The sequence below is a fragment of the Sphingomonas sp. Y38-1Y genome, from assembly GCF_032391395.1.
In the GTDB taxonomy this organism is placed as follows: Bacteria; Pseudomonadota; Alphaproteobacteria; order Sphingomonadales; family Sphingomonadaceae; genus Sphingomonas.
The window spans coordinates 1,724,112-1,738,051 of sequence record NZ_CP135916.1 but is presented as its reverse complement, the minus strand read 5'-3'; the positions used below and the strand labels follow the sequence as shown (position 1 = coordinate 1,738,051).

Sequence of the window (13,940 nt, the reverse complement as noted above, 5' to 3'; positions counted from 1 at the left end):
AGGAAAGCCTTGGTTGAAACGATCATTCCTGCCCGCTCTAGCAGCGTTGCGGACCGGCGCAATCAGGGCTGTTGCCTAATGAACACAGGGTGAAGCGATTCGGATTCGCCCACCCGCTTTCCGAATGACAGCCGGTGACGACAAGCCTAACCACAATCTCACGAAGCTCAGGCAAACAGGCCGTGGTTCGGGGAGGTTCCAGTCCCGCCAAGCCGTAAGGTAAAGGCGAGTGGACGGAGCCAACTTTAGGGGGCTGACGAGCGATCGTCACGCAGGCGCCCGGGCTGCACAAGCGGCCCGGGCGTTTGCCGTTTCTGGGCCTCCGAACTGTCATGCCCGGCAATCGAGCCGCGCTTCTCTCAACTGATGACAATGAAGCGCCGCTTCGGCGTTGACGCGTGCGACGAAAGCGTGTCGGGCGGGGTCGACGGTGCAACGCTTGGCCGGGCTGCCGGTTGTTGCGTGGCACGGGCCAACCTTCGGAAAGGCAAGGCGAATGAGCGACAAGCAGGGTCCCGATCGCGACAGCCGCGTGCGCGAGCGCGCCTATCAGCTTTGGGAGCAGGAAGGCCGCCCCGCCGGCCGGCACGAGGAACATTGGCACGACGCCGCCCGGCTGATCGACGCCGACCCGATCGCCGGTGCCGAGCCCGAGGCGGTGCCCGCCGCCGAGCGCGGCTCGACCGAAACGCCCAAGGCCAAGCGGGCGCCGCGCAAGCCCGCCGAGCCCGAGACGGGCGCGGTCAAGCGAGCGCGCGCCCCGCGGACGCTCAAGCCGAAGAAGGCGGGGGAATGATCGCGGCGAACAGCGCGGCGTACTGACGCGCCGCGCTGCCCCAGGAGCAGTCGGTCGCCATGCCGTTGCGCTGAAGGCGGCTCCAGGCGCCCGGCTCGTCGCGGTGCATGGCCATCGCGCGGGTGAGCGCCGCGCGCAGCGACGCCGCCGACCCGGCGGCGAAGTGGAAGCCGGTCGCGACAACCTGAGCCAGCGCATAGGGGCTCGCGTCGATCACCGTGTCCGCCAGACCGCCCACCCGCGCGACGATCGGGACCGCGCCATACCGCAGCGCATACATCTGGGTGAGGCCGCACGGCTCGAAGCGGCTGGGCATGAGGAAGGCGTCGGCGCCGCCCTCGATCGCATGCGCCAGCGCCTCGTCATAGCCGATACGGACGCCGACGCGGGCCGGATAGGCGGTGGCGAGCGTGCGATAGGCATCCTCCAGCTCCCGATCGCCGCTGCCCAAGAGCGCGAACTGCGCGCCGGCGGCGACCAGGTCGGGGATGAGCGGGGGCACGAGGTCCATGCCCTTCTGCTCGGTCAGCCGGCCGACCGATCCGATCAGGAAGGCGGCGGGGTCTTCCTCAAGCCCGAAGCTGCGCTGGAGCGCCGCCTTGTTCGCGGCTCTTGCGCCAAGGTTGGAAGCATCGAACGGTGCGGCGAGCGCGGGATCGGTGGCCGGGTCCCAGACCGCGGTGTCGATGCCGTTGAGGATGCCCGACACGACGTCGCTCCGGCCGCCGAGCAGGCCGTGGAGCCCCATCCCGCCCGCCTCGCCCATGATCTCGGTCGCATAGGTCGGCGAGACGGTGGTGATGCGATCGGCGAAGATCAGCCCGCCCTTCAGGAAGCTGATCTGTCCATGATATTCGAGCCCGTCGAGCGCGAACGCCTGTGCCGGGAGCCCGAGCGGGCCGAGCATCCAGGCGGGGAACACGCCCTGAAACGCGAGATTGTGGATCGTCGTGACGACCCCCGGTCGCCGCACCGGCGGGTCATAGTGGAGATAGGCGGCCGCCAACCCCGCCTGCCAGTCGTGAAGCTGGATGACATCGACCTCGAACCCCGCCACGCGTCCACCCGCCAGATCGGCGGCGGCGCGCGCGAACGCACCGAAGCGGAGCGCGTTGTCGGGCCAGTCGAGACCGTCGGGCCCCAGATACGGGTTGCCGGGCCGGTCGAACAGATGCGGGGCATCGAGAAGGATGAGGTCGAGGCCGTGCGCACGCCCGCGCATCAGCGTCGCCGGGCCGCCCATCAGCTCGGCATAGGCGTGCAGACGCTCGCCACCCTCAATCGCCGCCATCACTGCCGGATAGCCGGGGATCAGCGTCGTCGTCGCCACCCCCTCCCCCGCCAGCGCGCCGGGCAGCGCGCCGGCGACGTCGGCCAGCCCGCCGGTCTTGACCAGCGGATAGATTTCAGAGGCGACCGACAGCAGCCGGATAGACGTCACCGATCGAGCTTCGCGATCATGTCGGCGGTGATGAGGCAGATGCCGTTGTCGGTCCGGCGAAAGCGCTTGGCGTCGAGCACCGGGTCCTCACCCACGACGAGGCCCTCCGGGATCTCAACGCCACGATCGACGATGACGTTCTTGAGGCTGACCGATCGCGCGACCTTGACCCGCGGCATCAGCACCGCATTCTCGATCTGCGAATAGCTGTTGATGCGGCAGCCGGTGAACAGCAGCGAGTGGCGGAGCGACGCGCCCGAGACGATGCAGTCGCCCGACACGAGCGAGGACACCGCCTCACCCCGGCGTCCATCCTCGTCATGGACGAACTTGGCCGGCGCGGTCATCTCCGAATAGGTCCAGATGGGCCATTCGCGATCGTATAGATCGAGTGCGGGCACCGTGTTGGTCAGGTCGATATTGGCCGCGAAATAGGCGTCGAGCGTGCCGACGTCGCGCCAATAGGGCTCCGCCTCCGGCCCCGATCGCAGCGCCGACCGGCTGAAATGATGCGCGCGCGCATTGCCGTCGCGCACCAGCTTGGGAACGATGTCCTTGCCGAAATCGTGGCTGCTGTTCGGATCGGCGGCATCCTCGCGCAGCACCTGCGCCAGGAACTCGGTCTCAAAGACATAGATGCCCATGCTGGCGAGCGCGAGATCCGGGTGGCCGGGCATCGCCGGCGGATCGGCGGGCTTTTCGAGGAAATCGACGATGCGGTCCTGGTCGTCGACGTGCATCACGCCGAAGCCGGTCGCCTCCATCCGCGGCACCTCGACACAGCCGACGGTGACGCTGGCGCCGGTCTCGCAATGCTCCTCGAGCATCACGCCGTAATCCTGCTTGTAGATATGGTCGCCGGCAAGGACGAGGATGTACTTGGGCGCATAGCTGCCGATGATGTCGAGATTCTGGTACACCGCGTCGGCGGTGCCGAGATACCAGTTCTCTTCCGATACCCGCTGGCTGGCGGGGAGAATGTCGAAGCTCTCGTTGCGCTCGTTGCGAAAGAAGCTCCAGCCGTTCTGAAGGTGGCGGATCAGGCTGTGCGCCTTGTACTGCGTCGCCACGCCGATCCGCGGGATGCCGGAGTTCAAGGCGTTGGACAGCGCAAAGTCGACGATGCGCGTCTTGCCGCCGAAATAGACCGCGGGCTTGGCCCGGCTGTCGGTCAGCTCCATCAGGCGACTGCCGCGGCCACCGGCCAGCACAATCGCCATCGCCTGACGCGTGACGAGACCCCTCAACGTTGCACTTGGCGGCATTCTGCGCTCCCCTCGCCTGACGGCGTTGAAGCGCGGGCGACCGCCGCAAGTTCCATGGCTGTCACGATAAATCAGGGACTGTGGCACTTCTTCGCACGTGCGGCGTTCGAAGCGGCTCAGGGCATGGGGGACGGCTTGGAGCACGCATCGAACGCGTCGGTTGACTGGTTGCGCGATCCCTTTGCGTTTCTGGGCGTGCATGAAGGCGTGCTGCGGACCTTCCAGCCGGGGGCCGAGCGGGTCGCGGTCGTCTCCGGCGGCGAGGAATGGCTGCTTCGGCCCGTCCAGCCCGAAGGCCTATTCGTCGGGGATGCGCCTGCCGGCGACTATCGTCTGCGCATTGACTGGCTGGGCTGCGGCCGGTCGGAAGCGGCCGATCCCTACGCCTTTCCGTCGCAGCTCGGCGATCTCGACCTGCATCTGCTGCGCGAAGGGTCGCACTGGGACTTGCCCCTTCGCCTGGGTGCCAATCCGGACACGGTCGCGAGGGTTGCGGGCACGCGCTTCGCCGTTTGGGCACCGAATGCGCAATGGGTCGGCGTGGTCGGCGATTTCTGTAGCTGGGACCCCCGCCGCCTGCCGATGCGGCTGCGCCATGACGGCGGCGTCTGGGAACTGTTCGTGCCCGGCATCGGCGCAGGCGCGCGCTACAAGTTCGCCATCGCCGGAGCGGACGGGATCGTTCGCGAAAAGGCCGACCCGCTCGCCCGCGCGACCGAACAGCCCCCCGCTACCGCCTCAATCGTCGCCCCAGCCCCCGACTTTGCGTGGAGCGATGATGGCTGGATGGCCGGGCGCGGCGATCGCCATCATCCGGGCGCACCGATCAGCATCTACGAGCTGCACGCCGGATCGTGGCGGCGCCCCTGGGATGGCGAGGCGCATGACTGGGACGCACTTGCCGACCAGCTGATCCCCTATCTTACCGACATGGGCTTCACCCATGTCGAGCTGATGCCGATCGCCGAGCACCCGTTCGGCGGCTCCTGGGGCTATCAGCCGCTGTCGCAATTTGCACCGAGCGCTCGCTACGGCTCGCCCGAGCAGTTCGCGCGGTTCGTCGATCGCTGTCATGCGGCCGGGATCGGCGTCATCCTCGACTGGGTGCCGGCGCACTTCCCTTCCGACGCGCACGGGTTCGCCGAGTTCGACGGCACCGCGCTGTACGAACATCAGGACCCGCGCGAGGGCTATCACCCCGATTGGAACACGCTGATCTTCAATCTCGGCCGCCGCGAGGTGTCGGGGATGTTGATCGCCTCGGCGCTGTGGTGGCTGGAGCGGTTCCACATCGACGGGCTTCGCGTCGATGCCGTCGCGTCGATGCTCTATCGCGACTACAGTCGGCGAGAGGGCGAATGGGTGCCCAACGTCCATGGCGGGCGCGAGAATCTGGAGTCGATCGACTTCCTCCGGCGCATGAACGCCGCCGTGCGAGAGCGCTGCCCCGGCGCGATGACGATCGCCGAGGAATCGACCGCCTTTCCCGGCGTGACCGCCGCGCCCGAGCATGGCGGCCTCGGCTTCACCTTCAAGTGGAACATGGGGTGGATGAACGACACCCTCCGCTACATGGAGGAGGATCCGATCAACCGCCGCTGGCATCACGGGCTCGTCACGTTCGGTCCCGTCTATGCCTTTTCGGAGCGCTTCATCCTGCCGCTCAGCCATGACGAGGTGGTGCACGGCAAGGGGTCGCTGATCGGCAAGATGCCGGGCGACACCTGGCAGAAGTTCGCCAATCTGCGCGCCTATCTCGGCTTCATGTGGGCGCATCCCGGCAAGAAGCTGATGTTCATGGGCGGCGAACTCGCCCAATGGCACGAGTGGAGCCATGACGGCCAGATCGACTGGGCCGCGCTTGGCGACGCCAACCATGCCGGCGTCCAGGCGCTCGTCCGCGACCTCAACGCGCTCTACCGCGCGGAGGGCGCGCTGCACCAGAGCGATGCCGACGAGCGCGGGTTCGAGTGGGTGGTCGGCGACGATGCCGGCAACAGCGTGTTCGCGTTCCTGCGCCGCTCGCCCTATGGCGCGCCGCCGCTCCTGTGCGTCGTCAACATGACGCCGGTGCCGCGCCATGGCTATCGCGTCGGCGTCGCCGATGCCGGTTGCTGGACCACCGCGTTCAACTCCGACGATCCCCGCTATGCCGGCAGCGGGCTCGACCATCCCGCGACGATCGAGGCCGAGGCTGTGCCCGCACATGGCCGCGAGCATTCGCTGTCGCTGACGCTGCCGCCGCTCGCCACGCTGATCCTGCGCCACCAAGGAGCCTGAGGCCTTGACCCGAATTCCCGACCGCCTCGACAGCGGCGTTCCCTATCCGCTGGGCGCAACCTTTGACGGGCTGGGCGTCAACTTCGCCGTCTTTTCCGCCCATGCCGAGAAGATCGAGCTGTGCCTGTTCGACGAAAGCGGGCGGCAGGAGATCGCGCGGCTGGAGCTGCCCGAATGGACCGACGAGATCTGGCACGGCTACCTGCCCGATGCGCGGCCCGGCCTCCTCTACGGCTTTCGCGCGCATGGGCCGTACGAGCCCGAACAGGGGCATCGCTTCAACCCCAACAAGCTGCTGCTCGATCCCTACACCAAGCGCACCTTCGGCCGGGTGCGGTGGAGTGATGCGCTTCACGGCTATCGCGTCGCGAGCCCGCGCGCGGACCTCTCCTTCGACCGCCGCGACAGCGCGCCGTCGATGCCCAAGTCAGTTGTCGTCGCCGACGGCTTCGACTGGGGCGACGATCGTAGGCCCAACATCCCATGGTCGGAGACGATCATCTATGAGGCGCACGTCAAGGGGCTGACCCGCCTGATGGAAAGCGTGCCCGGCGCGGAGCGCGGCACCTATCGCGCACTCAGCCACCCAGACGTCATCGCGCATCTCCAGCGGCTGGGCATCACCGCGGTCGAGCTGATGCCCGTCCACGGCTTCGTCCAGGACCGGTTCCTGAAGGAGAAGGGACTGGTCAATTACTGGGGCTATAACAGCCTCGCCTTCTTCGCGCCGGAGGGGCGGTATCTGGGCCGCGGCGATGCCGACGATCTGCGGCTTGCGGTCCGGCGGCTCCATGCCGCGAGGATCGAGGTGATCCTCGACGTCGTCTACAACCACACGGCCGAGGGCAGCGAGCTTGGCCAGACGATGTGCTTTCGCGGGCTGGACAACGCGACCTACTACCGGCTGCAAAAGGACAATCCGCGCTACTGCGTCAACGACACCGGCACGGGCAACACCTTCAACCTCGACCAGCCGCGCGTTCTCCAGCTCGTCACCGATTCGCTGCGGCACTGGGTCGAGAGCTATCGCATCGACGGCTTCCGCTTCGACCTGGGCGCGACGCTCGGCCGCACGGGCGATGGCGCGTTCGATCCGGGCGCGAGCTTCTTCGACACGCTACGCCAGGATCCGGTGCTCGGCCGCGTCAAGCTGATCTCCGAGCCCTGGGACATCGGGCCGGGCGGCTATCAGCTCGGCAACCACCCGCCGGGCTTTGCCGAATGGAACGACAAGTTCCGCGATTCCACGCGCCGCTTCTGGCGCGGGGATGAAGGAATGCGGCCGGAGTTCGCCGCGCGTATCCTCGGCTCGGGGGACCTGTTCGATCGCCGCGCGCGGCGCCCCTGGGCGAGCGTCAACTTCGTCGCCAGCCATGACGGCCAGCCGCTGACCGACATCACCCGCTACGAACACCGCCACAACGAGGCGAATGGCGAGGATAATCGCGACGGCCATTCGGAGAACCTCTCCTGCAACTGGGGGGTCGAGGGACCGACCGACGATCCTGCGATCAACGCCGTCCGCGACCGGGTCCGCCGATCGATGCTCATCACCCTGCTCGCCTCGCTCGGCACGCCGATGCTGCTGGCGGGCGACGAGTTCGGGCGTACGCAGTTCGGCAACAACAACGCCTATTGCCAGGACAACGAGATCAGCTGGCTCGACTGGAAGCAGGCGGCGAGCGACGAGGGGCAGAACCTCACCCATTTCGTCCGTCGGTTGATCCTGATCCGCAAGCACTACCCGCTCGTCCGATCGGCGGCGTTCCTCTATGGCGAGGAGATCGCGCCGGGGCTGCGCAACATCGACTGGTTTGACGAACGCGGTCAGCCGCTGTCGCCCGAGGATTGGCAGAACCCGCTGGGCAAGGCGCTGACGATGCGGCGCGCGCGACTGTGCGAAGACGGATCGTTCGAGGCGATCACGATGCTGATGAACGGGTCGGAGGCGAGCCTGCGCTTCCACCTGCCCGAACCGCATCATTACCGCCGCCTGCTGGTCGACAGCGCCGATACGGAGCTTGGCGAATACGACCTGACCGAGCCGGAGGTCGAGGTGAAGGACCGCGCCGCGGTGCTGATCTATGCCAAGGGTCCGGTCGAATGAAATGGGGGCCGCAGCCGCTTGCCGATGGTGGCACGCGCTTCGCGATCTGGGCGCCGGGGGTCGAGGCGCTCGCGGTCGAGATCGACGGCATGGCCCCGGAGCCGATGCTGCCGGAGGCCGATGGCTGGTTCGGGCTCGACACCGCCGCCGGGCCGGGCACGCGCTATCGCTTCGCCCTGCCCGACGGGACGGCCGTGCCGGACCCCGCGTCGCGTGCGCAGGCGGGCGACGTGCACGGCTGGAGCGTTGTCGCCGAGCCGGAGCGCTATACCTGGCAGCATGACTGGGGCGGGCGGCCGTGGCACCAGGCGGTCATCCAGGAAGTGCATGTCGGCGCGGCAGGCGGCTATGCGGGCCTGACCGAGCGGCTGGACGACATCGCCGCGACGGGGTTCACCGCGATCGAGCTGATGCCGCTCGCCGCCACCGGGGGCATGCGCAATTGGGGCTATGACGGCGTGCTGCCCTATGCGCCCACCGCCGCCTATGGCTCGCCGGACGAACTGAAGGCGCTGATCGATGCGGCGCACGCGCGCGGGCTGATGGTGCTGCTCGACGTCGTCTACAATCACTTCGGCCCGGACGGGAACTACCTCCCCGCCACCGCGCCCGACTTCTTCAAGGCGGACGTGAACACCCCCTGGGGCGGCGCGATCGATTTCGCACGGGAGCCCGTCGCTCGCCTCTTCATCGACAATGCGCTTTACTGGCTGGGCGAGTTCCGGTTCGATGGCCTCCGCCTGGATGCCGTCCACGCGATCGGCGACAACGCCTTTCTCGACCGGCTCGCCGGCGAGGTGCGCGGCGCATTTCCCGATCGCCTTGTCCATCTGGTGCTCGAGAACGAGCATAACGACCCCGACCGGCTGACCGGCGCCTATGACGCGCAGTGGAACGACGACTTCCACAACGTCCTCCACGTGCTGCTGACCGGCGAGACGCACGGTTATTATCGCGACTTTGCCGAGGCGCCTGCCGAGAAGCTGGCGCGATGCCTGGCCGAAGGCTTCATCTATCAGGGCCAGGGTTCGCCCAACCAAAAGGGCAAGCCGCGGGGCGCTCCGAGCGGGCATCTATCGCCGATCCGCTTCGTCAGCTTCCTCCAGAACCACGACCAGATCGGCAACCGCGCGCTGGGCGAGCGGCTGACGGTGCTGACCGACGCGGCCCGGCTGCGCGCGGCGACGGCGTTGCTGCTGCTCTGTCCGCAAGTGCCGCTGACCTTCATGGGCGACGAGGTCGGGTCAGAGGCGCCCTTCCTGTTCTTCACCGACTTCCACGACGACCTCGCCGACGCGGTGCGCGAAGGCCGCCGCAATGAATTCGCAAGCTTCCCGGGGTTTTCCGACGAGCACGCGCGAGAGGCGATCCCGGACCCCAATGCCACCGCGACGTTCGAGGCGTCGCGGCCCCTGCCGGGACCGGATGCCGAAGATTGGCGTGCGCTCTACACCGAACTGCTGACGCTCCGGCGCGAGGCGATCGTGCCGCACTTGAGCGACGGCGAGGGTCTCGGAGCCGAGGCCATTGGCGAAGCGGCGGTAACCGCGCGGTGGCGGCTGAACGACCGAGAACTGATGATTGCGCTCAACCTCGGCGAAGCTTCGGTGCCGTTCGCGGCGCCCGAAGACGAGCCGCTGTACACGACGGAAAATGCTTTGGCCCGCGATAGCCTCGCTCCCGCCAGCTTCGCCGCCTGGCTGCGATGAGCGACGCATCGGTCCTGGCGCTTGCCGAAGCGGCGGGCGTGCTCGTCGACTGGGAGGATGCGGGCGGCAAGGCGCAGCGCGTGTCGATCGAAAGCCTGCGCGCGGTGCTCACCGGCCTCGGCCTCGACTGCGCGACGCCGGGCCAATGCGCCGACAGCCTCGCCGGGCTGACCGGCGAGGCTGCCGAGACGTGCCGCGTGATCGGCGTCGGCGAGCCGATCCGCGGGCTGCACGGGCCGGCGACGCTGCATCTTGAGGACGGCGGCACCCGCCCGCTCGACCTCTCCGCCACGCCCGCAATCGAGACCCCTGGCTACCACCGGCTCGAGCATCGTGGTGGCGAGATCGAGCTGATCGTCGCGCCCGATCGCGGCGCGACGCTTCCCGCCGAGACGCGGCTCTGGGGCACCGCGGTCCAGCTCTATTCGCTGCGAGGCTCCGGCCCGTATGGCGACTTCGGCGCCCTCGCCGACTTCGCGGGCGAGGCGGCACGCGCCGGTGCCGACGCGCTGATGCTCAGCCCCGTCCACGCGCTCTTCACCGCCGATCCGACGCGCTACAGCCCCTACTCCCCCTCCAGCCGCCACTATCTGAATCCCTGGTACACGACGGCCGAAGCAAGGGGCAGCGATGCCGAGCTGATCGACTGGCCAAGCGCCGTTCCCGCCAAGATGGCGGCGCTGCGTGACCTCTATGCTGCGCAGCATGACGCCCCCGAATTCGCCGAGTACGTCGCCGCCGCCGACGAGAGCCTCCGCCGCCATGCCCTGTTCGAGGCGCTTCACGCGCATTTCCATCGCGCGGGCGGCGCGCGCGGGTGGCAGGACTGGCCGAGCGCCTATCACGACCCCGCCGGGTCCGCGGCCACCGCCTTCGCGCGCGACCATGGCGACGACATCCGCTTCCACCTGTTCGCGCAGTGGCGGGCCGAAGCCGACCTCGCCGACGCCGCCCGCGCGGCCGGCGACATGAGCATCGGCCTCGTCGCCGACATCGCTGTCGGCATCGATGCAGGCGGCAGCCATGCCTGGGCGCAGGGTGACGAGCTGATGCTCGGCATCGGCATCGGCGCACCGCCCGACGCATTCCAGGCGGCGGGCCAGAATTGGGGCATCACCAGCTTCTCGCCGCTGGCCCTGCGCACCAAGCATTACCGACCCTTCATCGACCTGCTGCGCGGCGCGATGCGCCATGCGGGCGGCATCCGCATCGATCATGCGCTCGGGCTTCGGCGGCTGTGGGTGGTGCCGCACGGCGCCTCGCCACTCGATGGGGCATATCTGCGCCAGCCCGAAGCCGAGCTGCTGCGCCTGATCGCGCTCGAATCGGCGCGCGCGAACGCAATCGTCATCGGTGAGGATCTGGGAGTCGTCCCATCGGGGCTGCGCGAGGCACTGGCGGCGCGTGGCATCCTCGGCATGCGCGTCCTCCCCTTCGAGCGCGACAAGGCGGGCGACTTCATTCCCGCCGCCGATTGGGAGCCCGGCGCCGCGGCGATGACGAGCACGCACGACCTCGCCCCCGTTGCGGGCTGGTGGCGCGGCACCGACATCGACTGGCGCGAGCAACTCGGTGGCGAGGATGCGACCGGCCAGCGCGAGCAGCGCGCCGACGATCGCGAGCGCCTCTCGGCCTGCGCGACAGAGGCGGAGGTCGCCGACGGCGACACACCGGACGATCCGGATCTCGCCGTCGACGCCGCCATCGCTCTCGTCGCCGCCACCCCGTGCCAGCTCGCGATCGTGCCGATCGAGGATCTGCTCGGGCTCGATCAGGCGCCCAACCTCCCCGGGACCGTCGACGAGCATCCCAATTGGCGCCGCCGCCTGCCCGCTCCCGCCGTCGACCTGTTCGCCCGCCCGGACGTTCGCCGGCGCATTGCCCGCATCAAGGACCAACGCCCCTCATGATCCCGCGCGCGACCTATCGCATCCAGTTCCACGCCGGCTTCACCTTCGCCGATGCCGCGGCGCAGGCCGATTATCTCGCCGATCTCGGCATCAGCCACCTCTATGCCTCGCCGATTTCCACCGCGCGGACGGGGTCGATGCACGGCTATGACGTGGTCGATCCGACCACGATCAACCCCGCACTCGGCGGCGAGGACGGCTTCCGCGCGATGGCGGCAGCCCTGCGCGAGCGCGGGATCGGCATCATTATCGACATCGTGCCCAACCACATGGGCGTCGGCGGCGACGAGAATGGCTGGTGGCTCGACGTGCTCGAACATGGCGAGGGCAGCGCGTACGCCCGCTTCTTCGACATCGACTGGCAACCAACGGGCAAGCTCCTCGCCCCCTTCCTTGGTCAGCCTTATGGCGAGGCGCTGGCGGCGGGCGCGCTGAAGCTGAGCGACGACGGCACCGCGGTGATCGCGCACGACGCGCATCGCTTTCCGATCCGTCCCGAGGACCGCGCCGAAACCGAAGCCGATCCGCGCCGCTTCGACGACCCGGCCGAGTTGCACGCGCTGCTGGAGCGCCAGCATTACCGCCTCGCCTGGTGGCGCACGGCGGGCGACGAGATCAACTGGCGGCGGTTTTTCGACATCACCGAGCTCGCCGCGCTGCGGGTCGAGGATCAGGCGGTGTTCGACGCGGTCCACGCGCTGCCGCTTCGCCTCTATGGTGAGGGGCTGATCGACGGGCTGCGCATCGACCATGTCGATGGGCTTGCGGACCCGGCGGGCTACTGCCGGCGCCTCCGCGCGGCGATGGATGCGCTGCGACCCGGCGGGTACCTCGTCGTCGAGAAAATCCTTGCCGCGGACGAGGCGCTGCCGATCGGCTGGCAGACCGACGGCACCAGCGGCTATGACTTCATGAACGAGGTGTCGGCGCTGCTCCACGATCCCGCGGGTGAAGCGCCGCTCACCGAATTGTGGCAGCGCGTGTCCGGCCGAGCGGGCGATTTCGCGAGCGAGGAGCATCGCGCCCGCATCGAGACGCTGGAGCGCACCTTCCCCGGCCAGCTCAACGCGGCGGCGGCGGCGTTCCACGGGATCGCTATGAGCGACGCAGAAACGCGCGACCTGACGCAAGGCATGATCCGCCGCGCGCTGTTCGGGATGCTGCTGCACTTCGACGCCTACCGCAGCTACGCCGGCAGCGAGGCAGACAATGGCGAACGCTTACGAACCGCGGCGCGCGCGGCGGCGGACGCGTCGGCGCCGGGTGAGGCCGAGCTACCCGGCCGCCTCGCCGAATGGATGCTGACCCGGCCTGAGGCGCGCGACGCCGCCCGGCGCTTCGAGCAACTGAGCGCACCACTCGCGGCCAAGGCGGTCGAGGACACCGCCTTCTATCGCTACGGCCGCCTGCTCTCACGCACGGACGTGGGCTTCGACCCGGCGCGGTTCGCGCAAACGCCCGCCGCGTTCCTGGATCGCATCGCTGCCCGCACGCGCAACTTCCCCCACGCAATGCTCGCCACCGCCACGCACGACCACAAGCGCGGCGAGGACGTACGCGCGCGGCTCGCGGTGCTGAGCGAGGTGCCCGATGCTTGGGCTGCGTTGGTCGAAGGCCTTGACGACAGCGACATTGACCCCGGCGACCGGCTGATGATCCTCCAGACGATCGTCGGCGCCTGGCCGATGGCGAGCGCGCCGGCCGACGACTTTGCCGAGCGGATCGCCGACTGGACGCGAAAGGCGCTGCGCGAGGCGAAGCTGCGCTCATCCTGGACGCAGCCCGACGAGGCGTATGAGGCGCGCGCGATCGCGGTGGGTGAGACGCTGATCGGTACGCCGGGCGTTGGCGCCCTTGGGGGGCAAATCGCGGCTGCCGGCGCGCTCAACGGACTGGTGCAGGCGGCGCTGCGATGCACGCTGCCGGGGGTTCCGGATTGCTATCAGGGAACCGAGTTCTGGGACTTGAGCCTCGTCGATCCCGACAACCGGCGCCCCGTCGATTATGCCGCGCGGCAGCCGATCGCGGTTTGGGGCGATCCCTCGATCCTGTCGGATTGGGCGAGCGGGCGCATCAAGCAGGCGCTGATCGCCCATGCGCTCGCGCTGCGCGCATCAGAACCGACGTTGTTCGAGGCGCCGCTTTCGCCACTCGACATTACCGGCGAGCGTGCGAAGCATCTGCTCGCCTTCGAACGGCGGGTTGGTGACCGAGCACTGGTGGTGGTGACGCCGCTTCGCACGGCATCCGCCGTGGGCGACACGCCGATGGTCGACGCTGACTGGTGGGGCGATACGCATGTGACGATTGCGGGCGATCGTCACCGTGCCGCCGATCTGCTTGGCGAATTGCCCGTCCACGTCGCCGTGCATTGACGCGACGCAAGGTGAAACAGAGTGCGTCGCCAACGCCCTAGGCTCCCGCTTTCACGG

General features: G+C 68.6%; 8 protein-coding genes. 6 read left to right on the top strand and 2 right to left on the bottom strand.

Annotated elements, in window-relative coordinates:
* Window positions 1-496: 496 nt before the first annotated feature.
* Complete coding sequence (locus tag RS883_RS08290) at window positions 497-796, top strand: DUF2934 domain-containing protein (RefSeq protein ID WP_315764794.1); 300 nt, start codon at window positions 497-499, stop codon at window positions 794-796.
* On the opposite strand, the gene glgA is transcribed toward RS883_RS08290, so the two are convergent.
* Entirely contained in the window at window positions 771-2,237 is a 1,467-nt protein-coding gene (gene glgA, locus RS883_RS08285; protein WP_315764792.1) for a glycogen synthase GlgA, read from the bottom strand. The genes RS883_RS08290 and glgA overlap by 26 nt on opposite strands.
* Window positions 2,234-3,502, bottom strand: coding sequence for a glucose-1-phosphate adenylyltransferase (glgC, locus tag RS883_RS08280; RefSeq protein WP_315764790.1), 1,269 nt, complete (start codon window positions 3,500-3,502; stop codon window positions 2,234-2,236). The genes glgA and glgC overlap by 4 nt, the downstream gene beginning before the upstream one ends.
* A 123-nt stretch (window positions 3,503-3,625) precedes the next feature.
* On the opposite strand from glgC, the gene glgB reads away from it, so the two are divergent.
* The 5 genes from glgB to treY are packed head-to-tail and all read left to right on the top strand — an operon-like array spanning window position 3,626 to window position 13,883.
* The gene (gene glgB, locus RS883_RS08275; protein WP_409977412.1) at window positions 3,626-5,782 is read left to right on the top strand and encodes a 1,4-alpha-glucan branching protein GlgB; all 2,157 of its coding nucleotides are present in this window, start codon (window positions 3,626-3,628) and stop codon (window positions 5,780-5,782) included.
* Window positions 5,783-5,786: 4 nt separating this feature from the next.
* Window positions 5,787-7,889 carry a glycogen debranching protein GlgX gene (glgX, locus tag RS883_RS08270; RefSeq protein WP_315764786.1) on the top strand — a complete coding sequence of 701 codons (2,103 nt, stop codon included), beginning with the start codon at window positions 5,787-5,789 and terminating at the stop codon, window positions 7,887-7,889.
* A complete protein-coding gene (gene treZ / locus RS883_RS08265) occupies window positions 7,886-9,598 on the top strand; it encodes a malto-oligosyltrehalose trehalohydrolase (protein WP_315764784.1) in 1,713 nt (570 codons plus the stop codon). Before glgX ends, treZ begins: the two co-directional genes overlap by 4 nt.
* Complete coding sequence (gene malQ / locus RS883_RS08260; protein ID WP_315764781.1) at window positions 9,595-11,508, top strand: 4-alpha-glucanotransferase; 1,914 nt, start codon at window positions 9,595-9,597, stop codon at window positions 11,506-11,508. Before treZ ends, malQ begins: the two co-directional genes overlap by 4 nt.
* On the top strand, window positions 11,505-13,883 hold the full coding sequence (treY, locus tag RS883_RS08255) for a malto-oligosyltrehalose synthase (protein WP_315764779.1): 2,379 nt from the start codon (window positions 11,505-11,507) through the stop codon (window positions 13,881-13,883). Before malQ ends, treY begins: the two co-directional genes overlap by 4 nt.
* Window positions 13,884-13,940 lie beyond the last annotated feature (57 nt).

Excerpts from the sequence above, each read along its gene's own strand:
- glgC (WP_315764790.1), bottom strand. The coding sequence starts at position 3,502 with ATGCCGCCAAGTGCAACGTTGAGGGGTCTCGTCACGCGTCAGGCGATG.
- malQ (WP_315764781.1), top strand. The coding sequence starts at position 9,595 with ATGAGCGACGCATCGGTCCTGGCGCTTGCCGAAGCGGCGGGCGTGCTC.
- treY (WP_315764779.1), top strand. The coding sequence starts at position 11,505 with ATGATCCCGCGCGCGACCTATCGCATCCAGTTCCACGCCGGCTTCACC.
- treZ (WP_315764784.1), top strand. The coding sequence starts at position 7,886 with ATGAAATGGGGGCCGCAGCCGCTTGCCGATGGTGGCACGCGCTTCGCG.
- glgB (WP_409977412.1), top strand. The coding sequence starts at position 3,626 with ATGGGGGACGGCTTGGAGCACGCATCGAACGCGTCGGTTGACTGGTTG.
- RS883_RS08290 (WP_315764794.1), top strand. The coding sequence starts at position 497 with ATGAGCGACAAGCAGGGTCCCGATCGCGACAGCCGCGTGCGCGAGCGC.